17 protein-coding genes and 1 CRISPR repeat array are annotated in these 24,802 nt (G+C 72.8%); of the genes, 15 read left to right on the top strand and 2 right to left on the bottom strand.

Annotation, left to right across the window (positions count from 1 at the left end; translation table 11 throughout):
• Positions 1-52: 52 nt before the first annotated feature.
• The 8 genes from casA to KVF89_RS01160 all read left to right on the top strand — a co-directional run bounded on the left by casA (position 53) and on the right by KVF89_RS01160 (position 13,183).
• Positions 53-1,672 (top strand): type I-E CRISPR-associated protein Cse1/CasA, encoded by a 1,620-nt coding sequence (casA, locus tag KVF89_RS01195; protein ID WP_257422671.1) that lies wholly within the window; start codon positions 53-55, stop codon positions 1,670-1,672.
• Positions 1,669-2,343 carry a type I-E CRISPR-associated protein Cse2/CasB gene (gene casB / locus KVF89_RS01190; RefSeq protein WP_257422670.1) on the top strand — a complete coding sequence of 225 codons (675 nt, stop codon included), beginning with the start codon at positions 1,669-1,671 and terminating at the stop codon, positions 2,341-2,343. The genes casA and casB overlap by 4 nt, the downstream gene beginning before the upstream one ends.
• Complete coding sequence (gene cas7e, locus KVF89_RS01185) at positions 2,340-3,470, top strand: type I-E CRISPR-associated protein Cas7/Cse4/CasC (protein ID WP_257422669.1); 1,131 nt, start codon at positions 2,340-2,342, stop codon at positions 3,468-3,470. The genes casB and cas7e overlap by 4 nt, the downstream gene beginning before the upstream one ends.
• On the top strand, positions 3,467-4,171 hold the full coding sequence (gene cas5e / locus KVF89_RS01180; RefSeq protein WP_257422668.1) for a type I-E CRISPR-associated protein Cas5/CasD: 705 nt from the start codon (positions 3,467-3,469) through the stop codon (positions 4,169-4,171). Before cas7e ends, cas5e begins: the two co-directional genes overlap by 4 nt.
• On the top strand, positions 4,171-4,842 hold the full coding sequence (gene cas6e / locus KVF89_RS01175) for a type I-E CRISPR-associated protein Cas6/Cse3/CasE (RefSeq protein ID WP_257422667.1): 672 nt from the start codon (positions 4,171-4,173) through the stop codon (positions 4,840-4,842). Before cas5e ends, cas6e begins: the two co-directional genes overlap by 1 nt.
• The gene (cas1e, locus tag KVF89_RS01170; protein WP_257422666.1) at positions 4,839-5,783 is read left to right on the top strand and encodes a type I-E CRISPR-associated endonuclease Cas1e; all 945 of its coding nucleotides are present in this window, start codon (positions 4,839-4,841) and stop codon (positions 5,781-5,783) included. Before cas6e ends, cas1e begins: the two co-directional genes overlap by 4 nt.
• The gene (gene cas2e / locus KVF89_RS01165; RefSeq protein ID WP_257422665.1) at positions 5,777-6,124 is read left to right on the top strand and encodes a type I-E CRISPR-associated endoribonuclease Cas2e; all 348 of its coding nucleotides are present in this window, start codon (positions 5,777-5,779) and stop codon (positions 6,122-6,124) included. The genes cas1e and cas2e overlap by 7 nt, the downstream gene beginning before the upstream one ends.
• 44 nt (positions 6,125-6,168) lie before the next feature.
• Positions 6,169-11,356: a CRISPR direct-repeat array (repeat unit 29 nt; unit sequence GTCCGCCCCGCGCCAGCGGGGATGAGCCC).
• Positions 11,357-12,154: 798 nt separating this feature from the next.
• Positions 12,155-13,183 (top strand): NAD(P)H-dependent flavin oxidoreductase, encoded by a 1,029-nt coding sequence (locus tag KVF89_RS01160; protein WP_257422664.1) that lies wholly within the window; start codon positions 12,155-12,157, stop codon positions 13,181-13,183.
• 187 nt (positions 13,184-13,370) lie between these two features.
• Here the strand turns inward: KVF89_RS01160 and KVF89_RS01155 are convergent, their stop codons facing one another.
• Positions 13,371-13,883 carry a mycothiol transferase gene (locus tag KVF89_RS01155; RefSeq protein WP_257422663.1) on the bottom strand — a complete coding sequence of 171 codons (513 nt, stop codon included), beginning with the start codon at positions 13,881-13,883 and terminating at the stop codon, positions 13,371-13,373.
• 37 nt (positions 13,884-13,920) lie between these two features.
• On the bottom strand, positions 13,921-14,871 hold the full coding sequence (locus KVF89_RS01150) for a TauD/TfdA dioxygenase family protein (RefSeq protein WP_257422662.1): 951 nt from the start codon (positions 14,869-14,871) through the stop codon (positions 13,921-13,923).
• Between the two features lie 206 nt (positions 14,872-15,077).
• On the opposite strand from KVF89_RS01150, the gene KVF89_RS01145 reads away from it, so the two are divergent.
• From KVF89_RS01145 to KVF89_RS01115, 7 genes are all read left to right on the top strand, one after another.
• Positions 15,078-16,214, top strand: a complete 1,137-nt coding sequence (locus tag KVF89_RS01145; protein ID WP_257422661.1) for a helix-turn-helix domain-containing protein — start codon at positions 15,078-15,080, stop codon at positions 16,212-16,214.
• 131 nt (positions 16,215-16,345) lie between these two features.
• Complete coding sequence (locus KVF89_RS01140; protein ID WP_257422660.1) at positions 16,346-17,887, top strand: ABC transporter substrate-binding protein; 1,542 nt, start codon at positions 16,346-16,348, stop codon at positions 17,885-17,887.
• Positions 17,888-17,894: 7 nt separating this feature from the next.
• Positions 17,895-18,854: an ABC transporter permease gene (locus KVF89_RS01135; RefSeq protein WP_257422659.1), complete on the top strand. Its 960-nt coding sequence runs from the start codon at positions 17,895-17,897 to the stop codon at positions 18,852-18,854.
• On the top strand, positions 18,854-19,744 hold the full coding sequence (locus tag KVF89_RS01130) for an ABC transporter permease (RefSeq protein ID WP_257422658.1): 891 nt from the start codon (positions 18,854-18,856) through the stop codon (positions 19,742-19,744). The genes KVF89_RS01135 and KVF89_RS01130 overlap by 1 nt, the downstream gene beginning before the upstream one ends.
• Positions 19,737-21,440 (top strand): dipeptide ABC transporter ATP-binding protein, encoded by a 1,704-nt coding sequence (locus KVF89_RS30290; protein WP_257422657.1) that lies wholly within the window; start codon positions 19,737-19,739, stop codon positions 21,438-21,440. The genes KVF89_RS01130 and KVF89_RS30290 overlap by 8 nt, the downstream gene beginning before the upstream one ends.
• A 170-nt stretch (positions 21,441-21,610) precedes the next feature.
• A complete protein-coding gene (locus KVF89_RS01120) occupies positions 21,611-22,450 on the top strand; it encodes a formylglycine-generating enzyme family protein (RefSeq protein ID WP_443689991.1) in 840 nt (279 codons plus the stop codon).
• Positions 22,447-24,789 carry an arylsulfatase gene (locus KVF89_RS01115; protein WP_257422655.1) on the top strand — a complete coding sequence of 781 codons (2,343 nt, stop codon included), beginning with the start codon at positions 22,447-22,449 and terminating at the stop codon, positions 24,787-24,789. The genes KVF89_RS01120 and KVF89_RS01115 overlap by 4 nt, the downstream gene beginning before the upstream one ends.
• Positions 24,790-24,802: the final 13 nt, after the last annotated feature.

Below are 24,802 nucleotides of genomic sequence, written 5' to 3'. Positions count from 1 at the left end.
CGGCTTACCCGAACCGACGCAGGTCGGCCTGTCCCCACGCGAGGCTGCGCGCATGGCGGACAGCACCGGAGCCCCCGGATTCGACCTGATCAACGCCGCGTGGGTCACCGTCGCCGACGCGGACAACGCTGTGCGCGACGTCTCCTTGCGCGACGCGCTCGTCCGCTCCCACGAGTTCCGGCGTCTCGGTGGAGAGGTGCCGACGCAGGCCGTCGCCGTGCTCCGCCTCCTCCTCGCCGTGCTGAGACGCGCGTACCCGGGAGGCAGGACTCCGGACGACTGGGCCGTCCTCTGGGGCAACGGGCGGTTCGACGCAGCCGTGATCGACGACTACCTCGGCCGGCACGCGGAGCGTTTCGATCTGCTCCACCCGGAGCTCCCGTTCTTCCAGGTGGCCGGGCTGCACACGGCGAAGGACGAGATGACCGAGCTGACGCGTCTCATCGCCGACGTACCGGCCGGTCATCGCTACTTCACCACCCGCACCGGCCGCGAGACCGGATCTATGTCCTACGCCGAGGCGGCACGCTGGCTCGTCCACGCACACTCCTTCGACCCCTCCGGCATCAAGTCCGGGGCCGTCGGCGACGACCGGGTCAAGGGCGGCAAGGGGTATCCGATCGGCACCGCGTGGTGCGGCTGGCTCGGCCTGGTCATCGTGGAGGGAGCCAACCTGTTCGAGACACTGATGCTCAACCTCCCGTTCGATCCCTCCTGGACCGAGGACGACCTGCCGGTGTGGGAGCGCCCGCCACAGGGACCGGGCGTCGAAGTCCGGCCACAAGCGCCCACCGGCCCGGTCGACCTGCTCACCTGGCAGAGCCGGAGAATCTGTCTCGGGCACGACGGTGAGCGGGTGACCGGCGTCCTCATCGCCAACGGTGATCCCCTGCACCCGCGCAACCTGTTCCGGGCCGAGACGATGACGAGCTGGCGCCGTAGCGAGGCCCAGGAGAAGGCACAGAAGAGTGCCGACCCGATCTTCATGCCTCGCGAGCATCTGCCCGAGCGTGCGGTGTGGAGGGGTCTCGCCGGCTTGCTGACCGGGACCGACCGGGGCGCCGTCACCCAGTCGGGCCGATGGCTGGAATGGCTCGCCGAGCTGGAGGAGGACATCCTGCCGTCGTCGTACCCACTCCAGCTCCGTGCCGTGGGCGTGCACTACGGCGCCCAGAGCTCCGTCATCGACGACCTCACCGACGACGTCTTGCCACTCAACCTCGCCGTCCTGTCCGACCCCCGGCTCAAGGCCCTCGCCATCAACGGGGTCGACGACGTCGACGCGGCGGTTCGAGCGCTCGGCCAGTTCGCCGACGAACTGGCCCGCGCGTCCGGAGCGGATCGTGAGCTGCGCGGCAGTCATCGCGCTGAGGCCCGCGAGCAGGGGTACGCCGCGCTCGACGCCCCGTACCGCGGCTGGGTGCGGACGCTCTCCGTCGACACCGACCGCGGTGCTGCTCGGGAAGCCTGGCAGCGGCGGGTCCGCCGGGAGGTGATCGCCGTGATGCGTCAGTTGCTCGACAGTGTCAGCGCCGCCGCCTGGCCGGGCGTGCTCATCGACAACGACGTACGCCGCCCGCTCAACGCCGCGACCGCGACCAACTGGTTCTACCTCAACCTTGCCAAGGCGCTGCCGCTCACCCGGCAGCCCGCAGAAGGAGCGACGTCATGACCGAGACGCCCCCACCGAGCATCTGGAGCGAGAGGAGTGCGCTGCTCGAACGGTTCGTGCAGGCTCAGGCTGCTCGCCTCCGGAAGGGCTACGAGGCCGACCGCGGCAGTGTCGTCGCCGAACTCGCCCGCCTGCGCCGGGCGCTTCCCCGCGGTGGGATCACCCCTCCCGAGGCGTGGGAGATCCTGGCCCGCGACTTCCCTGAAGAGTTGCGCGGGGGCGGCGATGCCCCCTCAACCTACGAATTGGCAGCCACCTCGGCGCTCTCGTTCTTCGCGTTGCACCAGCAGTCGAAGCGCAAGCAGTCGATGCATCGACGCGACGACAAGCACCGCCTCGGCCGCGCCGCACACACGCTGATGCTGCGCAACGAGTCCGACGGCGTACGACGCCACATGCAAGCACTCGTCCGGGCCGGCTCCTTCGACGCGGTCCTCGAGCATCTCCGCGCGCTCGTGACGCAGCTGCGCGCTGCGGAGATCCCCCTCGACTACGCACAGCTCGCGGTCGATCTGCAGGACGTCCAGCACCCCGGCCGCATCCACCGCGCCCGCGAACGCTGGAGCCGCGACTTCCATCGACCCATCCCGTCCACCGCCACCGACGACCCGCCAGTCCCGACCGCCACGACCGCCACGACCGCCACGACCGCAGGAGAGAACGACGCATGACCACCTTCATCGACATCCACGTGCTCCAGACGGTCCCGTCGAGCAATATCAACCGTGACGACACCGGCCGGCCGAAGACGGGGATCTTCGGCGGCTTCACCCGAGCCCGGGTCAGCTCCCAGGCCTGGAAGCGCGCCACCCGGAAGGACTTCGCCCGTTACCTGCCGGACGCCGAGCGTGGTGTCCGCACGCGCCGGATCATCGCCGACCTGATCGAGCAGATCCGAGCCATCGACGACTCGATCGAGCAGACCGAGGCGATCGAGCTGGCGAAGAACGTGATGGGAGCGGCCGGCATCAAGTTCAAGGCGGCGCGCAAGAAGAAGGGCGAGGAGGGAGACGACCAGCTCGACCTGAGCGAGTACCTGCTGTTCGTCAGCAACCAGCAGGTCCAGAACCTCGCCCGGCTGGCGGTCGAGGGCCGGAGCGGCGCCATCGACAAGACCGCCGCGAAGAAGGCGATCCAGCTCGACAACGGCATCGAGGTCGCCCTCTTCGGCCGGATGGTCGCCGACGACGCGTCCATCAACGTCGACGCCGCCGTCCAGGTCGCGCACGCGCTGAGCACCCACGCGGTGGAGTCGGAGTACGACTACTACACCGCCGTCGATGACAGGAACACCGAAGGAGATCCCGCGGCGGGGATGATCGGTGTGATCGAGTTCAACTCGAGCACGCTGTACCGCTACGCGACGATCAACCTCGACCAGCTGCACGAGAACCTCGGTGATCTCGAGCTCGAGTCGCGCGCCGCCGAGGCCTTCATCCGGTCCTTCGTGGTGAGCATGCCGACCGGCAAGCAGAACACCTTCGCCAACGGCACCCTGCCCGACGCCGTCGTGGTCCAGCTTCGCGACGGCCGACCGATCAACCTGGTCGGCGCATTCGAGGAGCCGGTGCGCCCCGACAGTGACCGGTCGATCTCCACCCTGTCCGCCGAGCGACTCGCGACCCGTGCCCAGGAGATCGACGAGTGCTACGGCATGGCGCCGTCCGACAGCTTCGTGCTGGCGGTCAACGGGTCGGTCCGCGAGGTCTTGGGCTCGACGGGTGAGGTGCTGGGGCTCGACCCGCTGGTGTCGGCGGTCAAGGAGCGCGCCCGGGCCGTGCTGGAGACGATCGGGTGACCGTCCTGCTGCTCCGGCTCGACGGCCCCCTGCAGGCGTGGGGGGACGCGAGCCGCTTCGTCAAGAGGCACACCCGCACCGAGCCGACGAAGAGCGGAGTGATCGGGCTGCTTGCGGCGGCGCAGGGGCGCCGGCGTACTGATCCGATCGAGGACCTGGCGGAGCTGCGATTCGGCGTACGCGTCGACCAGCGGGGACGCCTGGTGCGCGACTTCCAGACCGCGATCCGGCGTGGCCCGGGGAAGCCGGAACCGATGCCGTTGTCGTACCGCTACTACCTGGCGGACGCGGCCTTCATCGCCGGCGTCGAGGGCGACCGGAGTCTGCTGGAGGGGCTGGCAGCGGCAATTGAGGCGCCGGTCTTTCCGCTCTACCTGGGACGACGCGCCTGCCCTCCCTCCGAGCACGGCGTCAGCCTCGGACTGCACGAGACCGGTCTCGAGAAGGCACTGAGAACGGCCGACTGGCTGGCGCGTCCCTGGTATCGCCGTCAGCAAGGCAGAACGGTCCACCTGGAGCTGGTCCTCGATGCGGATCCTGGGGAGCCGGACACCGAGACTGTGCGCGACGTACCGATCAGCTTCTCGCCCGTACGACGCGAGTACGGCTGGCGCGACGTGCACCGTGCTCGGCCGGTCGAGATCGCCAACCCGGAGGGACGATCCGATCTCGACTTCTTCGCGGCGCTCGGAGGGGCCTGATGTACCTCACCCGGATGTACCTCAACCCTGCCCGGCGGGGCACGCGCTCGCTGGTCGGCTCACCCCAGAAGATGCATGCCGCCGTGCTGTCCGCCTTCCCGCCCGGCACGCCGACCGAGACGGAGAGCGGCCGAGTGCTCTGGCGCCTGGACGTCGGCAGGACGCACGAGCTCACGCTGCTGATCTCCAGCCCGGCAAAGCCGGACCTGGCCCACATGGTCGAGCAGGCCGGCTGGCCGACCGGACAGGACCATTGGCAGTCGGCTCCGCTGTCGCGGCTCACCGACCGGCTGGAGACCGGGCAGGGCTGGGCCTTCCGGCTCACCGCCAATCCGGTACGGAGCGTCGCGCAGGGATCAGGGCGCGGGAAGCGGGTCGGCCACGTCACGGTGCAGCACCAGCTCGAGTGGCTGGTTGAGCGCAGCTCCGAATGGGGGTTCGACATCGGCGGCCGGGATGGCCCCCTCACAGCGGATGTCGTGTCGCGCCGCGGTCTTTCCTTCGAGCGGCGCAGCGACGGCGACCGGCGACAGATCACGCTGACCACAGCGACGTACGAGGGCACCTTGACCGTCTCGGATCCGGAACCCCTCCGACGCTCCATGCGGCACGGCCTGGGGAGAGCCAAGGGCTATGGCTGCGGTCTCCTGACGCTGGCACCGCGGCCGTGAAGGAGATCCCCGGGCCGGCGCCGGTCGACATCTCGGAACTCGTACGGGCGCAGGACCGGTTGAGCTTCGTCTATCTCGAACGATGCGTGATCCACCGCGAGGGCAACGCGATCACCGCGATGGACGAGCGCGGGACGATGCACATTCCGGCGGCGACACTCGGCGCCCTGCTGCTCGGGCCGGGCACCAACGTCAGCCACCAAGCAATGGTGCTGCTCGCGGAGAGCGGTGCCACCGCGGTGTGGATCGGTGAGCGTGGCGTGCGCTACTACGCCCACGGCCGCGGACTAGCCCAATCGTCCCGCCTCCTGGAGGCACAGGCCGCGGCCGTCACCAATCAATCCTCGCGCCTGCGTGTCGCTCGCGCCATGTACGGCATGCGCTTCCCGGACGAGGACGTGTCGACCTCCACCATGCAGCAGCTACGCGGCCGCGAAGGTGCCCGGGTCCGCGCGCTCTACCGCGAGCACTCCGAGCGCACCGGAGTCCCTTGGAGCAAGCGGGACTACGACGTGAAGGACTTCGCCGGCGGCTCGGCGGTCAACCAGGCGCTGTCGGCGGCGACCACGTGCCTGTACGGCATCAGCCACGCCGTGATCGTCGCGCTCGGCTGCTCTCCGGGCTTGGGCTTCGTCCACAACGGTCACGCCCGCTCCTTCGTCTTCGACATCGCGGACCTCTACAAGGCCGAGATCGCCATCCCGGTCGCCTTCGACGTCGCCGCCGACAACCCCGAGGACATCCCCGGCGAGACCCGCCGCGCGGTTCGCGACGCCGTCCAGGACGGGCGGATCCTGGCTCGTTGTAGCCGCGACATCCGCCGTCTGCTTCTGCCCGACGCGGACGACGACGGACAGGACTGGAACGTGGTCCAGCTGTGGGACGGCGGCTCTCGAAACGTGGCCGGCGGAACGTCGTACGACGTTGACGTGCCGTGGTAGTTCTCGTCCTCACCGCCTGTCCCGCCGGCCTTCGGGGCCATCTGACTCGGTGGCTCCTTGAGGTGAGTCCCGGCGTGTTCGTCGGAAAGATCTCCGCCCGGGTCCGCGACCTGATGTGGGGCCGGGTGCTCGAACTGTGCAAGGACGGCCGGGCGATCATGGTCTTCAGCTCGGACGCCGAGCAAGGCATGTCCTTCCGCGTGCATCGCCACGACTGGAAAGTGGTCGACGTCGACGGCTTGTCCCTCATGCTCCGGCCGCAGGAGCCCGGTAGTCAGCCGGAGCTCAGGCCCGGATGGAGCAGCGTTGCTCGGGCCAGGCGGGCACGTCGGCGAAAGTGAATTCGAACCAGCATCGCGGCGGGTATCTTCGCAGGTCAGCAAGTGTCCGCCCCGCGCCAGCGGGGATGAGCCCGACACCGTCCCCTGCGCCGAGTACCGCCCCGAGGTCCGCCCCGCGCCAGCGGGGATGAGCCGCGGTCAGAGTCCGGGTCGAAGATGTGGCGTCAGTCCGCCCCGCGCCAGCGGGGATGAGCCCCGTCATCCCCTCGGGCACCTCGACCGGTGCGTGTCCGCCCCGCGCCAGCGGGGATGAGCCCCCGCCGCACGAGTCCTCATCCTCGGGCGCCTCGTCCGCCCCGCGCCAGCGGGGATGAGCCCTGCTCGACGAGCTCGACGACATCCGCGAGGAGCTGCGCCGCCGTCCGCCCCGCGCCAGCGGGGATGAGCCCGCTCCGGACGCCTCGACACCACCGGGGGTGTTGTCCGCCCCGCGCCAGCGGGGATGAGCCCGCCTCGTCGATCATCACGGTCGGCGGGGTGTAGTCCGCCCCGCGCCAGCGGGGATGAGCCCCCCTCGTTGGGGAAGTCGTAGAACTTCCGGTCGTCCGCCCCGCGCCAGCGGGGATGAGCCCTGCTTCACGTCCGCGCGCGCGAGCCTGGGGTCGTCCGCCCCGCGCCAGCGGGGATGAGCCCTCCAGATCGTGCGGTCCCTGCTGACCGATGGCGTCCGCCCCGCGCCAGCGGGGATGAGCCCTCGGCGCCGCACGCCCGTCGATCTACGGCGGCGTCCGCCCCGCGCCAGCGGGGATGAGCCCTACGCGATCAAGCATCCGAACATCTACATGTTGTCCGCCCCGCGCCAGCGGGGATGAGCCCGCATCGGTCCTCGAAGGGGTGATCTGATGTTCGTCCGCCCCGCGCCAGCGGGGATGAGCCCGAGCCGCCGTTCGGCTCGACGGGGTCGGTGAGGTCCGCCCCGCGCCAGCGGGGATGAGCCGTCATCAGCTCGTCGATGGTGACGTCGAAGTGCGTCCGCCCCGCGCCAGCGGGGATGAGCCCTCGACCTCCCGCTGACCGTCCCCGATGTCGCCGTCCGCCCCGCGCCAGCGGGGATGAGCCCTTGGCCTGTTCCTTGCCGGTCGCCGCGGTGACGTCCGCCCCGCGCCAGCGGGGATGAGCCCCGCAAGGCCCTCGACGTGTGGGCCGCGTGCGTGTCCGCCCCGCGCCAGCGGGGATGAGCCCAGCGCCTGCTGGGCCTGCGACATCGCCTGCCCGTCCGCCCCGCGCCAGCGGGGATGAGCCCGAGTCGAAGGCGTGCTGCCACTTCGCCGTGCGGTCCGCCCCGCGCCAGCGGGGATGAGCCCACCAGATGCAGTCGCGCTCCTCGCCGAAGCCTGTCCGCCCCGCGCCAGCGGGGATGAGCCCGGACCCCACCAGTCGCGGACCATCTTCTTGAGGTCCGCCCCGCGCCAGCGGGGATGAGCCCGCACCGGCCACGGTGTGCGTGTTGATCCGGGTGTCCGCCCCGCGCCAGCGGGGATGAGCCCGTAGCCCACGACGCGGGTTCGCCGCGCGGTGTGGCCGCCCCGCACCAGCGGGGATGAGCCGGCCGGCGCCAGCGGGGATGGGCCCCACGTCTACCTCGAGGTGGTCGGCGACTGCGAGTCCGCCCCGCGCCAGCGGGGATGAGCCCCTCTCCACGACGTCAGCTAGGCCGCGATCGCAGTCCGCCCCGCGCCAGCGGGGATGAGCCCCTCTCCACGACGTCAGCTAGGCCGCGATCGCAGTCCGCCCCGCGCCAGCGGGGATGAGCCCACGGTCTGGGTCGCGCCGAGCGACTGCTCCGCGTCCGCCCCGCGCCAGCGGGGATGAGCCCCCGACTCGCCGAACTGCCTTCTATCGGCCGGCGTCCGCCCCGCGCCAGCGGGGATGAGCCCGGGAAGAGCCGGAGTGAGGTGGCGTTCGCGGGGTCCGCCCCGCGCCAGCCGGGATGAGCCCCGCTACACGATCACCGTCCCGCCCCGCACTGCGTCCGCCCCGCGCCAGCGGGGATGAGCCCGGTCGCCAGGCGGCATCGGCCGCCCACTGTCGGTCCGCCCCGCGCCAGCGGGGATGAGCCCCCCGTCGACATCGAGAGGCATATCCGGGGGATGTCCGCCCCGCGCCAGCGGGGATGAGCCCCGTTCCGCCCGTGGCTCCCCCGACCGTTCCCGGTCCGCCCCGGGCCAGCGGGGATGAGCCCCTGTCCCGCGTGCTTCGCGGCCGGCAGCAGCCGTCCGCCCCGCGCCAGCAGGGATGAGCCCAACGGCGAGTAGTCGAGCGTCGCGAGGCGGTAGTCCGCCCCGCGCCAGCGGGGATGAGCCCACGGGCGAGGCGAGGCAGTGGCAGCCCTTGTGGTCCGCCCCGCGCCAGCGGGGATGAGCCCTGCTGGGTCTGGCACAGGATCCGCGGAAGGGTGTCCGCCCCGCGCCAGCGGGGATGAGCCCTGCTGGGTCTGGCACAGGATCCGCGGAAGGGTGTCCGCCCCGCGCCAGCGGGGATGAGCCGGCGTCCGAGCCGAACCCGAAGCCCGCGCCGGAGTCCGCCCCGCGCCAGCGGGGATGAGCCCCGCGCCACAGTCGTCACCGATGAACACCGGCCGTCCGCCCCGCGCCAGCGGGGATGAGCCCCGCGCCACAGTCGTCACCGATGAACACCGGCCGTCCGCCCCGCGCCAGCGGGGATGAGCCCGTCACAAACAAATCCATCAACCCCGCCAGCAAGTCCGCCCCGCGCCAGCGGGGATGAGCCCGGGCCGAACCAGCGGCGCCGCATCTTCCGCAGGTCCGCCCCGCGCCAGCGGGGATGAGCCCCTGAGCAACTTGTCGCCGTCGGTGGCGAATTCGTCCGCCCCGCGCCAGCGGGGATGAGCCCTTCACGGCCTACGACCGCGGCTGGACCGGGACGTCCGCCCCGCGCCAGCGGGGATGAGCCCGGGTTCGTCTCCCACGCGATCAACGCGACCACGTCCGCCCCGCGCCAGCGGGGATGAGCCCAGATCGACCGCCGTACCGACGACATCCACGGTGTCCGCCCCGCGCCAGCGGGGATGAGCCCGCGGTCACGCTGCACGCTGCCCGGCATCGAACGTCCGCCCCGCGCCAGCGGGGATGAGCCCCCGGAGCAGCCGCGGGTCGGCCGCCGTGCACGGTCCGCCCCGCGCCAGCGGGGATGAGCCCCCGTGGATCACGTCGGGGAAGATCAGCCGCACGTCCGCCCCGCGCCAGCGGGGATGAGCCCTGCGCCTGCGTGAGGCCGGCGTCGCGACGGATGTCCGCCCCGCGCCAGCGGGGATGAGCCCTGTGCGAGCTCCACTTCCCCGACGTCGTGCTGGTCCGCCCCGCGCCAGCGGGGATGAGCCCCTGTCGCCGGTCGAGGAGGCCCGGGCCTACGAGTCCGCCCCGCGCCAGCGGGGATGAGCCCATCGACCCGCTGTGCATCTCCCAGGCCGACCGGTCCGCCCCGCGCCAGCGGGGATGAGCCCGCCCAGAACATCAGACCCCCCGCCGGTCGAGCGTCCGCCCCGCGCCAGCGGGGATGAGCCCAGGTCGTAGAACTCGTCTCCTGGTCGTGCGTCGTCCGCCCCGCGCCAGCGGGGATGAGCCTGCCTTGAGCGGCCACTGGTCGTGTGCGTTGGGGTCCGCCCCGCGCCAGCGGGGATGAGCCACGGTTGGCCCCTCCTCGACTACGGCTCCCCGAAGTCCGCCCCGCGCCAGCGGGGATGAGCCCCGCGTGATCCAGCGAGTAGTCGCTGACCGAGCGTCCGCCCCGCGCCAGCGGGGATGAGCCCGGGAAGCGGGCCGACGATGCGCTCGCGACGGCGTCCGCCCCACGCCAGCGGGGATGAGCCCTGGTCGTTCCTCAATGGCGTCTACCAGAAGCCGTCCGCCCCGCGCCAGCGGGGATGAGCCCGGGCCGTGACCCTGGTCGCCGGACTGCTGCCGTCCGCCCCGCGCCAGCGGGGATGAGCCCTACCACATCAGCCGCGTCGAGCCGGAGCGACGGTCCGCCCCGCGCCAGCGGGGATGAGCCGGTCCCGACCACGCCGTCGCTGGTCCGGTGCGCGTCCGCCCCGCGCCAGCGGGGATGAGCCCAACGCACCGCAGGCGCTCACCCAGCTCGGACGGTCCGCCCCGCGCCAGCGGGGATGAGCCCATCGTCGAGGGCGACGCCGTCGACCGCCGTGGGTCCGCCCCGCGCCAGCGGGGATGAGCCGTCGCCCACTCGGGTCCACGACAGGACACCACGGTCCGCCCCGCGCCAGCGGGGATGAGCCGGACCGGCAGTCAGCGCGGGCCAGCTCGAGCTTGTCCGCCCCGCGCCAGCGGGGATGAGCCCTCGTCGACGAACTCGGCGTTGGAGTCGGTCATGTCCGCCCCGCGCCAGCGGGGATGAGCCCAGCGCTGGCGTCGGTTCGATCGACTTCGACATGTCCGCCCCGCGCCAGCGGGGATGAGCCCCGGCACAGGGGCTCCGCCTCGCCTGAGAGCCCGTCCGCCCCGCGCCAGCGGGGATGAGCCCGCGCCGACCGGGACGCACGACCTGTCCGAGATGTCCGCCCCGCGCCAGCGGGGATGAGGGCAGCGGCACGGAACTTCGGCAGCGCCGGCACAGGTCCGCCCCGCGCCAGCGGGGATGAGCCCTGGGTACGGCCCTCGTCAGCAGTCATGATCGGGTCCGCCCCGCGCCAGCGGGGATGAGCCCCTGGAGATGATCGACACCTCGGTCGTCAAGCGGTCCGCCCCGCGCCAGCGGGGATGAGCCCAGACCCGCGAGCACGTCGCCAACTCGCACCAGGTCCGCCCCGCGCCAGCGGGGATGAGCCCCGCGCCGGCGACTCCACCGAGCGCGCGTTCGAGTCCGCCCCGCGCCAGCGGGGATGAGCCCGGGTGGTCGTCCGGGCCGGGTCGCTCGGTCAGGTCCGCCCCGCGCCAGCGGGGATGAGCCCTCCGGCTCGGTGGCGGGGTGCAGGCCGAGGATGTCCGCCCCGCGCCAGCGGGGATGAGCCCCAACGGCGTCGACTCCCTCGCCCCCTCCTCGGTCCGCCCCGCGCCAGCGGGGATGAGCCCCAGCCCGGCGTCCTGACGCGCCGCTACACCTTGTCCGCCCCGCGCCAGCGGGGATGAGCCCACCGACAGGTCCGGCACCACGATCTGGCCGTCGTCCGCCCCGCGCCAGCGGGGATGAGCCCTGGGATCGCCGGAACGACGACTGTGTCCTCGGGGTCCGCCCCGCGCCAGCGAGGATGAGCCCGAAGCAGTCCTTCGCTTCGAGCAGCTTGCGGAGTCCGCCCCGCGCCAGCGGGATGAGCCCGCGCTGCTCATCGGGATCACCACGGCGGGCGAGTTCGCCCCGCGCCAGCGGGGATGAGCCCGTGGCCGGGGCCGGCGGGCTCCTAGCGTTGAGGTCCGCCCCGCGCCAGCGGGGATGAGCCCCACGCCAGACAGGCTCGGGGGGTGTCGCGCGTGTCCGCCCCGCGCCAGCGGGATGAGCGCAACGCCGTTGTCGCCCCCGCCAGACTCCGAGAGTCCACCCCGCGCCAGCAGGGATGAGCCCTGGCCGACGGAGATCTCGTACGGGTACTCCTTGTCCGCCTCGCGCCAGCGGGGATGAGCCCCATCCGTGCATCCCTCGCGGGCTGCGGAGCTTGTCCGCCCCGCGCCAGCGGGGATGAGCCCCGCGTGGCCTCCGACCGCGGTGGGTACGGTGTGTCCGCCCCGCGCCAGCGGGGATGAACCGTCGCGGCCGAGCGTGGGTGGTCGAGCCAGTGGTCCGCCCCCGCGCCAGCGGGGATGAGCCGGCCCGCGCCCTCGTCATCGAGAACAACAAGGCGTCCGCCCCGCGCCAGCGGGGATGAACCCGTGGTCCTTGCCGCCTCACTGCCCCTGAAGCTGTCCGCCCCGCGCCAGCGGGGATGAGCCCCACGTCTACCTCGAGGTGGTCGGCGACGGCGAGTCCGCCCCGCGCCAGCGGGGATGAACCTCTACGACGAGGCCACCCACGAGCGCGCTACCGGATCACGTCCACCCGGGCCTGAGGGATGCTGGAGCCGTGCCCCTGCTCGACTCCACCCTCCCCCTCGCCGCGGCGCCCATGGCCGGCGGGCCCTCCTCCCTGCCCCTCGCCACGGCTGTGACCCGTGCCGGCGGGTTCGCCTTCCTGCCGGCGGGCTACCTGTCGGCCGAGGCGTTCGAGGCCGACCTCGCGGCCGCCCACGGAACCGGGCAGCCGTTCGGGGTCAATCTGTTCGTGCCGCAGCCCGGGGCGATCGCGCCCGACACCTATCGCGCGTACGCCACCACGATCCGGGGTGAGGCCGAGGCGCTGGGCGTGGACCTCCTCGCCGAGCCGCGGCACGACGACGACGCCTGGCGCGAGAAGATCGCCCTGCTGGTGGCGCGTCCCGTGCCCGTGGTGTCGCTGACCTTCGGGCTGCCCGATCGCGCCGACATCGCCGCCCTGCGGGCCGCGGGCTCCCGGGTGCTGGCGACGGTGACCACGCCCGACGAGGCGCGCGCCGCCGAGGAGGCCGGGGTCGACGGGCTCATCGTCCAAGGGCCTGCGGCCGGCGGGCACAGTGGCACCTTCGACCCGCGTCGCCCGATCCCCGAGGTCGCGACCGACACTGACACCGCGGACGTCGTGCGCGCCGTGGCCGCGGCGACCCGGCTGCCGCTCGTCGCCGCCGGCGGGGTCGACGGGCCGGGCGCCGTACGCGCGCTGCTGGCGGCGGGCGCCGAGGCGGTCGCGGTCGGCACCCTCCTGCTCCGCGCCACCGAGGCGGGCACGAGCGCCACCCACCGCGCCGCGCTGGCGGATCCCGGTTTCGACAGCACCGTGGTCACCCACTGCTTCACAGGACGGCCGGCCCGGGCGTTGCGCAACGGGTTCGTCGAGCGGCACCACGCCGCGGCGCCGTACGGCTATCCGGAGCTGCACCACCTGACCCGCGACCTGCGCCGCGCCGCCGGACGCGCGGGCGACCCGCACCGGCTGCACCTGTGGGCGGGGACGGGCTGGCGGAGCGCGCAGGCGCGGCCGGCGGGCGAGATCGTGCGGGAGCTGGTGGCCGAGCTCTGACGGTCCGCTTCCCGGCGCGGTGCTGTGACACGCCGCGCACCCGACTACCCGGCGGTTGTCAGCGGGGAAAGCGCTGATTCGCCGGCGTGTCGTGCGGAGAACCGGCGACCAGTCGGGTGGACGGCGTGTTACTGACCTCCGCCGCTCCGTCCCGACTCGAGCTCGTCGATCGAGGCCAACAGGCGGCTCACGTCCGGTCGCCGCCCAGCAGTCCCCGCACGTACGCCGCCTGGCCGGCGTGCTGCGTGCAGTCGTTGACGACGCTGACCAGCCGGACGCCGAGGGTGACGGGCGGGTCCCAGCGGGTGTCGACGACCCGGTCGAGGTCGTCGGGCGTCACGGTGTCGACGAAGGCCAGGGTGCGGGCATGGGTGGCGCGGTAGTAGTCCAGCAACGGGCCGGCGGCGGCGCGGACCTGGCCGACCTGCTCGGTGGTGTGGCCGTAGCCGATGTCGTGCGGGTCGAACGGGAGGTCGAAGCGCTCGGCGTACCTGTCGTCGGTCCAGACCTGGCCGGTCCCGGCGACATCGGCGATGTGGTCGTCCTGCACCCGGGTCAGGTGCCACACCAACCAGGCGATGGTGTTGGCGTCCGGACCCGGGCGCTCGACGAGGACGTCGTCGCCGAGACCGTCGAGGACGGCCTCGACGGTCTCGAGCACGCGGGAGAGGGCATCGGTGAGCAGCGCGGCAGGAGTCATGCCGCCGACGCTACGCCCGCGTGCCGACCGGTGACATTCAGCTGATCAGCTCGTCGAGCCGGTTGTAGACGTCGGCCGAGCCCTCCAGGACGCGGCTCTCGCGGCCGTCGATCGACACCGGCACGGGGCCCTGCACGGTGATCCGGCGGACCTCGCGCAGCTGGGTGTCGAAGTCAGCGACCGCGTAGTGCTGGGTGGCGCGGTTGTCCCAGATCGCGACGTCGCCGGCCTGCCACGCCCAGCGGACGGTGTTCTCCAGCTTGGTGACGCGGTCCTGGAGCAGGTTGTAGAGGACGGCCGACTCCTTGGCGTTGAAGCCGACGAAGTTCTTCACGAAGTGGCCCAGGAGCAGTGCGCGCTCGCCGGTCTCCGGGTGGATCCGGACCACCGGGTGCTCGGTCTGGTAGACGGTCGAGGCGAACTCGGCGCGGCTGAACTGGGAGTTCGCCTCGCCCTCCTCGGTGTAGTGGTTGGCGTAGTCGTAGTCGTTGGTGTGCACCGCCCACAGGTCGTCGACGAGCGCCTTGAGCTGCGGCGGGAGTGTCTCGTACGCCGTCGCCGTGTTGGCCCAGACGGTGCTGCCGCCGTACTCCGGGATCGTGACGCCGCGCAGGATCGAGAACGCCGGCACCCGGTCGACGAAGGTCACGTCGGTGTGCCAGGAGTTGGCGGCCATGCCCTGGGTGGCCTTGAGCGCGAGCACCCGCGCGCTGCCCGTGTTGACGGTCGGGTGCGCGGTGGTCAGCGGCCCGAGCCGCTCGCCGAAGGCGATCTGGCCGGCATCGTCGAGGTGGTCCTGGCCGCGGAAGAAGACGACCTTGTGCTCGTTGAGGGCCTTGCGGATCTCGGCGACGGTCTCCGGTGCGAGGTCGCCGCCGAGGCGGACGCCGTCGATGCGGGCGCCGATCCGGCTGCCCAGCTTGCTCACACCGATCCTCGTGGGCGCGGCGGTGGGCGCGGCGTTCTCGCGGTCGAGGCTGATGGTCATGGGTGGTCCTTCGGGTCGCTGGGAATCGGGACGAGGCCCAACGGTGGGGAGGAAACCCCCACCGGACAAGGCTTTCGCTCACCGTGAGCCGAACCCGCCCGGATCGCGGGCTCGGCTTGCGTCGCAGGCACCGTCGTGATCTAGAGTTTGTCAAGTAGGTTGGTAGACATTGCAGGTCGAGACGACCGGGGACGAGGAGGTACGGCGTGACGCGCTCGCCGATCATCACCGTGTCCCGCGGCCGGTTCAGCTCGACCGCGACCCAGGTGCTCGAGCAGGTCCGGGCCGCGGGCCGCGCCTCCCGCGACGAGATCGCCGCGGCCACCGGGCTGAGCATCGCGACCGTCGGCCGCACCGCTGCCCTGCTGGTCGAGCGCGGCCTGCTGCGCGAGCGCCCCGACCTCGCCCGTCCCGGCGTCACCGGCCGCCCCGGAGTCCCCGTCGAGATCGACACCGACCACTACGTCACCATCGGCGTCCACGTCGGCCGCCGGATCGCGACGGTCGCGCTCGGCGACCTCACCGGCCGGGTCCTCGCCTCGCAGACGGTACGCCGTCCGCTCGGCACCGAGCCCGACCTCGAGCAGCTCAGCCGGGAGGCCGCCACGCTGCTCGGCTCCCACCCGGGGCGGGTCCCGCTCGCGGCCGGGCTGGTCGCGCCCTGGCGGGAGATCGGGCTGGTCCCGACCGAGCGTGAGGCCGAGCTGCACGAGCTGACCGGGCTCCCGGTCCGCACCGGCGACCACATCTCGGCGGTCGCGGCAGCGGAGTTCCTGCACCGCCGCGACAACCGCCGGGACAGCCACCGCGAAAGCCAGGGCGACAGCCACCGCGCCGGCCACCCCGACCGCGCCGCGGACGCCGGCGGGCTGACCCTCTATCTCTACGCCCGGGACACCTTCGGCTGGTCGGTCGCGGTCGACCGGGGCGTGCAGACCGACGTCACCCGGGCCGCGAGCCTCGCCCACTTCCCCACCGGTGCGGACGTCCCGTGCCCGTGCGGCCGGTCCGGCTGCCTGGCCGCCGCCATCGACGTACTCCCCGACGTGGAGCGAGCGCGCACCCTCGGCGCGACGGCCGGCTCGGTGCGCGACATGCTCTCCCCCGATCAGGTGGTGCTGGTCGGGCAGGCCTTCACCGGCGACCCCGGCCTGCTCGACGTGATCGTCGCGGCCTACGAGGCGCACTCCGCCCTCGAGCGGCCGGTCCCCGTCTCGTTCACGCGCTTCGGCAGCGACATCCAGGCGATCAGTGCCTGCACCGTCGCCCTCGGTCCCGTTCTCGACGACCCACTCGCGTGCGTCGAGGCGGACGGCGCGTGTCGACGCCGCCGCGGCGCCTGACCATCCCACCCCTCTCGGACCTCCCGCATCACCCTGCGAAAGGAACACCCGTGTCCCCTGCCGTCCCCGCCCGTCCCCGCCGACGACCCCGACGAGTCCGGCGACTCCGGCGACCCCGACAGGTCCGGCGCGTGGCCGCCGCGCTCATCGCCACGTCCACCCTGGTGGCGGCCGCCGCGTGCTCCTCCGCCGTGGACGAGCTGAAGACCAGCTCCGGCGAGCGTCAGGAGGGCGGCACCCTGCGCGTCGGCGCCCTCAACGACATCATCCCGGCGCGGATCTTCACGAACTCCAGCGACTCCATCAACCTGCTGATCGGCAGCGTCTACGACTCGCTCATCGACTACCCGCTCGACGAGCTCGAGCCGCAGCCGTCGCTGGCGACGTCGTGGGAGCTGTCGGAGGACGGCACCCGGCTGAGCCTGCAGCTGCGCGACGACGTGACCTTCCATTCCGGCCGGCCCTTCACGAGCAAGGACGTGGAGTTCAGCATCAAGACCTGGGCCGACCCGGTCTGGACGGTGCAGCTGCAGCGCACCGCCGCCGCGATCACCGGCTTCGACACCAGCGACGAGCACGCGATCACGCTGACCTTCGCGCACCCGCTGAGCAACGTCTTCGACCTGCTCGACATGCTGCCGATCATCGACGCGGAGTCGATCGACCAGCTCCGCGAGGGCAAGGCGTTCGTCGGCACCGGCCCGTTCACGTTCGACAGCTGGAGCCCGGGCGCGAAGATCAGCTTCAAGCGCAACGACGACTACTGGCGCGGCAAGCCGGCCCTGGACGGCATCGACGTCAGCGTCATCCCGGACCCGCAGGCCCAGGTCTCCCAGCTCCGCGCCCACCAGCTCGACCTGATCCTCGGCGCGTCGTACCGCGACTTCGAGAGCCTCGGCAAGGAGGACCGGTTCCACGTCAACCAGTGGAACGGCGCCGAGGGTCAGGTGTACGTCGGCACGAATGTGACCAACCCGGCGCTCTCCGACGTACGGGTCCGCCGGGCCATCGCCTACGCCCTGGACCGCCGGCGCGTGGTCGACGAGGTCTTCCGCGGCGCCGCCATCCCGATCAGCCTGCCGTGGCCGGACTACTCGCCGGCGTACGACGAGGAGGCCGACGCCACCTACGAGTTCGACCTCGACCAGGCGAAGGCGCTCGTCGACGAGGCGAAGGCCGACGGCGTCGCGATCCCGAAGCTGCCGCTGACCTATCCCTCGGAGAACCCGATCTACGGGGCCATCGCGCAGATCGTGCAGGCGGACCTGGCGAAGGTGGGCATCGAGGTCGAGCTCGACCCGCAGGAGCAGGCCAGCGTGATCCAGCAGCTGATCGGCGCGAAGTTCCCCGCGCTGTGGATCCTCAGCCACGGCTACGCGCACTACACGCCGTCGACCCTCGCCGTGTCGGCGTACCCCTTCAACGCCGATCACAACGCCTCGCTCTACGTCGACCCGGAGTACAAGGAGGCGGCGGAGGGCGTGTGGCAGCAGAAGCCGGGCGCGGTCGACCCCGCCGACTATGCGGCGCTCAACGAGCAGCTGCTCGAGGGCTCGTTCCTGCTGGAGATCGCGATCACGCTCCCGCAGGACGCGAGCAGCACCGAGGTCCACGACGTCGGACAGACCAAGCGTGGCGAGCCGCTGTTCTACGACAGCTACCTGACGAGGTGAGTCCGCGATGATCCGCTACCTGCTCCACCGGCTGGGCTCGGCCCTGCTGGTGACGGTGCTCGCGTCGATCGGGATCTTCGCCCTGATCCGCCTGGTGCCCGGCGACCCGGTCTCGGTGCTCGCCGGGCCGGACGCCACGCCCGCCTCACGCGCGGCCATCCGCGCGGAGCTCGGGCTGGACCGGCCGTTCTGGAGCCAGTACGCGCACTGGCTCGGCGACCTCGCGCGACTGGACCTCGGCCCGTCGTACAAGCTGGGCGGCGACGTGGGCAGCCTGATCGCCGACGGCGCGCTCAACACCGTGGTGCTGACGCTGTTCGCGCTGGTGCTCGCCTCGGTCGGCGCCCTGGTCACCAGCACCGCCGCGGTCGTGTGGGACAGGCGGTGGCTGAACTCGCTGCTGTCCGCTCTCAACACGGCCGCGGTCGCGGTGCCGACCTTCGCGACGGCGCTGGTGCTGGTGCTGGTGTTCGCGGTGCGCTTCCCGGTCCTGCCGGCCGGAGGTACGCCGCCGGGCGGGTTCTTCACCCACCCCGACATCGCCTTCCAGTACCTCCTCCTGCCGGGCCTGGCCCTCGCGCTCCCGGCGTGGGCGGCGCTGACCCGCTTCCTGACCGAGGCGCTGCGCACCCAGCTGCAGCAGCCGTACGTGACCACGGCCCGGGCGCTCGGCATCCCGCGGCGCCGGATCGTGCTCACCCAGGCGCTGCGCAACGCGCTGCCGTCGTCGGTCACGGTGCTGGGCATCCAGTTCGGCACCCTGCTCGGCGGCGCGATCCTGGTCGAGGCGGTCTTCGCCTGGCCTGGACTGGGGCGGCTCATCGAGCAGGGGATCTCGGCGCGCGACTACCCGGTCGTGCAGGTCCTGTTGCTGCTCTCGGTGGTCGTGTTCGTGCTGACCCAGCTCGCCGGCGACCTCATCCACGCGTGGCTCGACCCGCGTGTCCGGCTGAACGGAGTCTCCTGATGACCGACATCGCCGTCGCCGAACCGCTCGTCCCGGTTCCCGTCGGGCCGGTCCCCGGCGATCCCGCACCCACCCGGCGGCCCGGGCTGCTGCACGCGCTGCGCCACGGCCGCGGCCTGGCGGGCCTCGTGCTCGTCGGCGCGGTGGTGCTGCTCGGCGTACTCGGTCCGCTGCTCGCGCCGTACGGCGCGACGGAGCAGGTCACGGGCGCCAACCTGGTGGGGCCGTCCACGGGGCACTGGCTCGGCACCGACGAGCTCAACCGGGACATCCTGTCCCGCACGCTCTACGGCATCCGGGCCGACCTGGTCGTCGTCTTCGCGGCGGTGCCGGTCGGTGCCGCTCTCGGCGTCCTGCTCGGCCTGGTCACCAGCTGGTGGTCGGTCACCGACGTTGTCGCGCAGCGGGCCTTCGACCTGCTGCTCGCCTTCCCGGCCCTCATCCTCGGCATCCTGCTGACCGCCTTCTTCGGCCCCGGCCTGCTGACGGTCGGCATCGTGATCGTCGCGCTGGAGATCCCAGTCTTCGGCCGGCTGGTGCGCACCGCGGTACGCACGGTGCGCGAGATGCCGTTCGTGGAGGCATCGCAGGTCGTCGGTGCCGGCCCGCTGTGGGTGCTGCGCAAGCACGTGCTGCCCAACTCGCTGGAGCCACTGACCGTCCAGCTCGCCGTGTCGATGTCGGTCGCGGTGTTCATCGAGGGAGCGATGAGCTTCCTCGGCCTGGGCGTGCGGCCGCCGAACCCGTCCCTCGGCTCGCTCATCAAGGACGGCGTCCGGCTGCTGCACGACGCCCCCTTCTTCGCCGTGGGCCCGCTCGCCGTCGTGGTCGCGCTGGTCCTCGGGCTCCTGCTCATCTCCCAGTCGCTCTCGGAGGCCCGCCGTGCTTGACCTCCACCCCACCGAGACGGTGCTCGCGATCGAGCACCTCGCCATCTCCTTCGCCCAGCCGCGGCCCGCGGTCGAGGACGTGTCGGTCAGCCTGCGCCGGGGCGAGATCCTCGCTCTGGTGGGCGAGTCCGGCTCCGGCAAGTCGATGACCGCGCGCGCCGTCCTGGGCCTGCTGCCGCCGGGCGCGCGGGCCGCCGGCTCGATCCGGTACGACGGCGAGGAGCTCCTCGGCCTCCCCGAGACCGACCTCAACCGGATCAGGGGGCGGCGGATCGCGATGGTCTTCCAGGAGCCGCAGACCGCCCTCAACCCGGTGCGCACGATCGGCTGGCAGCTGCGCGAGGCCCTGCGCGCGCACGGCCTGAAGTCCCGGAGGGCCGCTGCGGAGCGAGCGGTCGAGCTGCTGCGCGCCGTGGAGATCCCCGAGCCCGAGCGTCGCCTCGGGTCCTATCCCCACCAGCTCTCCGGGGGCCAGAAGCAGCGCGTCGTCCTCGCCCTCGCCCTCGCGAACGAGCCGGAGGTGCTGCTCGCCGACGAACCCACCACGGCACTCGACGTGACGGTGCAGGCCGAGATCCTGCGGCTGCTCGACCGGATCCGGGAGCGGACCGGCACCGCGATCGTGCTGATCACCCACAACATGGGCGTGGTCGCGGAGATCGCCGACCGGGTCGTCGTCCTCCAGGCCGGCAACGTCGTCGAGGAGGGCGAGACCCGCACGCTGTTCGCGAACCCCCGGGAGCCGTACACGAAGACGCTGCTCGCCTCCGTGCTGCGGCTGCCCGAGCTCGACAGCGTCGTCGAGCCCTCGGCTCTCCTGCCTTCCGCTCCCGCTTCGGACGTGCCGGGCCCGGACGTGCCGGGCCCGGACGTGCCGGCCCCGGACGTGCCGGCGGTCGAGTTCCGGGGCGTCCACGTGCACTACGGGTCGCGCCGGCGCGGCCGCGCCTTCCCCGCGGTCACCGACGTCTCGCTGCGGGTGGCGCCCGGTGAGGTGGTCGGCCTGGTCGGCGAGTCCGGCTCGGGCAAGACCACCCTGGGCCGGCTGGCCGCGGGCCTGGTGCCGCTCGCCGAGGGCCGGGTGCTGTTGCAGGGCGAGGACGTCCTCGCCGCCCCGCGCGCGGAGCGCCGCCACCTGCGGCGCGGCCTGGCGTTCGTGCACCAGGACCCCGAGGCCTCCCTCGACCCGCGCTACGCGGTGGGCGCGAGCATCCGCGAGCCGCTGGACATCCATCGCGTCGGCACGCCGGCCGAACGGGACGCCCGCGTGGCCGAGCTGCTCGACGCGGTCCAGCTCCCGGCGTCGTACGCCGCGCGGCGGCCGCGCGAGCTCTCCGGCGGCCAGCGACAGCGGATCGCGCTGGCCCGCGCCCTGGCCCTGGAGCCCACGCTGCTGGTCGCCGACGAGCCCACCAGTGCCCTGGACGTGTCGGTGCAGGCGCGGGTCCTCGAGCTCTTCCGCGACCTCCAGGAGCGGCTCGGGTTCGCCTGCCTGTTCATCAGCCACGACCTCGCCGTCGTGCACCAGGTGGCCGACCGGGTCGCGGTGCTCCGCGGCGGCGAGCTGGTCGAGACCGGGCCGGTCGGCACCGTCTTCGCCCGGCCCGAGGCGGACTACACCCGCCGGCTGCTCGACGCGGTGCCCGTGCCCGATCCGGCCCGCCGCGGGCGCCGGGTCCGGGAGCTGGCGTCGTGAGTGGCGCCTGCTGCGCTGGGGGCGGCAGATTCACCACGGGATGTAGTCCGACCGGCACTTCCCTGGTGGAACTCCGCACGGGAGGCTCCGATTCGCCTACATCCCGTGATGAACCCGCACCCCACCGCGACACCCGAGGCCAGCAGCCCGTCCCCGGCGGCAGCTTCGCGATGGGCGACCACTTCGGGGACGGCGCCCCGGGCGACGGGGAGGGTCCGGTGCACGAGGTCGCCCTGGCGCCGTACCTCGTGGACGAGACGGCGGTGACCAACGCGGCCTTCGGACGCTTCGCGAAGACGACCGGCTACGTCACCGAGGCAGAGCGGCTCGGCGTGTCCGCGGTCTTCCACCTGGCCGTCGAGGCGGCCCGGGCCGACGTGCTGCACCGACTGGACACCACGCCGTGGTGGGTCGCGGTGAAGGGCGCGGACTGGCGGCACCCGGCCGGACCGCGCTCCTCGATCGGCGACCTGCCGCACCACCCGGTCGTCCACGTCACCTGGAACGACGCACAGGCCTACTGCCGCTGGGCGGGCAAGCGTCTGCTCACCGAGGCCGAGTGGGAGTACGCCGCTCGCGGCGGGCTGGCCGCGCGCCGGTTCCCGTGGGGCGACGAGCTGCACGACGGCGGTGCCTGGCGGCTCAACGTGTGGCAGGGCGACTTCCCGGTGGCCAACACGCTCGATGACGGCCACCTCACCACGGCGCCCGCGAAGTCCTACCGGCCCAACGGGTACGGGCTGTTCCAGACGGTCGGCAACGTGTGGGAGTGGTGCGCCGACTGGTTCGACCCGACCTACTACGCCGCCTCCCCGGCCCGGGACCCGCGCGGCCCCGACCACGGCACCCACCGCGTCATGCGCGGCGGCTCGTACCTGTGCCACGACTCCTACTGCAACCGCTATCGCGTCGCCGCCCGCACCGGCAACACCCCCGACTCGGCCTCCGCCAACATCGGCTTCCGGTGCGGCAACTCCCTCCCGACCCCCTCCCGAACGGAGCCCCGATGACCGACACCCGCACCCACCTGCCCTTCCATCAGGACCGCCCGGCCTTCAAGGCCGAGCTGGACGCCCGCGACCAGGTCGCGCCGCTGCCGCTGCCCGAGCGGCTGCACGCCCCCGAGGGTGCGCCGAACGTCCTCGTCGTCCTCCTCGACGACATGGGCTTCGGCGCGCCGTCCGTCTTCGGCGGGCCGTGCCGGACGCCGGTCGCCGAGGAGCTCGCCGAGGACGGCCTGCGCTACACCCGCTTCCACACGACCGCACTGTGCTCCCCCACCCGCGCGGCCCTGATGACCGGCCGCAACCACCACGCCGTCGGCGTCGGCACCGTCATGGAGATCTCCACCGGCGCCCCCGGGTACGACGGCCAGCGACCGCGCAGCGCGGGGACCCTCGCGCAGATCCTGCGCGGCAACGGCTACAGCACCGGCGCCTTCGGCAAGTGGCACCAGACGCCGCCGTGGGAGCAGACCGCGGCCGGTCCGTTCGACCGCTGGCCGACCGGCGAGGGCTTCGACAGCTTCTACGGCTTCCTCGGCGGCGAGGCCAGCCAGTTCGAGCCGACCCTCGTCGACGGCACCACCTTCGTCGACCCGCCCCGCACCGCCGCCGAGGGCTACCACCTCTCGGAGGATCTGGCCGACCGCGCGATCGCCTGGACCGGCGACGTGCGCCGGCACGCGCCCGACAAGCCGTGGCTCTGCTATCTCGCGTTCGGCGCCACCCATGCGCCCTTCCAGGTCCCGGAGTCGTGGCGGGACCGCTATCGCGGGGAGTTCACGCACGGCTGGGACCGCCAGCGCGAGATCACCCTCGAGCGGCAGAAGCAGCTGGGCGTCGTACCTCCCGACGCGGAGCTGGCGCCCTGGACGCCCGGTGTCCCCCGCTGGGACGAGGTCTCCGACCTCGAGCGCGAGACCGGGCAGCAGCTCATGGAGCTGTACGCCGCGTTCGCGGAGCACACCGACGCCCAGGTGGGGCGGGTGGTCGAGGCGCTCCGCGAGCGTGGCGAGCTGGACAACACGATCGTGCTCTACATCCTCGGCGACAACGGGGCCTCGGCCGAGGGCGGCGACGCCGGCACGCTCAACGAGGGCCTGCACTTCAACGGGATCGACGAGGACCCGGAGCGGATCGCACGCTTCATCGAGGAGCGCCCGGGCGAGCTGGGCGGCCCGGACACCTACGCGCACTACCCCGCGGGCTGGGCGGTCGCGATGGACACTCCGTACCAGTGGACCAAGCAGGTCGCCTCCCACTACGGCGGCACCCGCAACGGCCTGGTCGTGCACTGGCCCCGTGGGATCCGGGCGCGTGGCGAGGTGCGGCACCAGTGGCACCACGTCAACGACGTGCTGCCCACGCTGCTCGAGGTGGCCGGCGTACCGGTGCCGGAGACGATCGACGGCGTCGAGCAGGCCCCCCTCGACGGGGTGTCGTTCGCGTACTCCTTCGACGCCCCCGAGGCGGCGGAGCGGCACACCACGCAGTACTTCGAGATGTTCGGCAACCGCGGGATCTACCACGAGGGCTGGACCGCGGTCGCCGCCCACAAGGCGCCGTGGCACCCGCGGTTCGCGCAGACGCCGCGCTTCGAGGACGACCGCTGGGAGCTGTACGACACCACGACCGACTGGACCCAGGCCCGCGACCTCGCGGCGGAGCAGCCCGAGCGGCTGGCCGAGCTGCAGGCACTCTTCCTGGCCGAGGCCCGACGCAACCACGTGCTGCCGATGGACGACAAGCTGGTCTTCGCCCGCTCCGCCGGAAGCCGGCCCGCTCCCCCGGAGTCGATCGTGCTCGGCCCGACGTCGGGACGGCTGCGCGACGACGCCGTACCGATCGTGCGCAACGCCTCCCACCTGGTCCGCGCCTCCTTCACCGGCGGGCCCTCGACGCACGGGGTGCTCGTCGCGCAGGGCGGCTACTTCGGCGGCTGGTCGCTCTATGTGAAGGACGGCGCGCTGACCTGGGCCTACAGCTACGCGGCGGTCGACTGGACCCACGTCCGCGCGACGGTGGCGCTCACCGAGGGCGAGCACGTCGCCGAGCTCCGGTTCGCGTACGACGGCGGCGGGCTCGGCAAGGGCGCCGACATCACCCTCGTGCTCGACGGGGCGGAGGTCGGCCACGGCCGGCTGGAGCGCTCGCTGCCCGGCATGTTCTCGATGGACCAGACCCTCGATGTCGGCATCGACCGCGGCACGCCCGTCACCGACGACTACGGCACCCGCGACGGGTACCGGTTCACCGGCCGGATCGAGTGGGTCGAGATCGCCACCGGCGCCGACGCACTGACGCCGTCGGTGGAGCAGCAGGTGGAGGCGGTGCTGGTCGCCCAGTGACCGGTGGCGCTCG

The sequence above is a fragment of the Nocardioides carbamazepini genome (assembly GCF_024614185.1).
Lineage (GTDB): Bacteria > Actinomycetota > Actinomycetes > Propionibacteriales > Nocardioidaceae > Nocardioides > Nocardioides carbamazepini.
The sequence above is the reverse complement of the archived record's forward strand: the minus strand, read 5'-3'. Positions and strand labels throughout refer to the sequence as shown.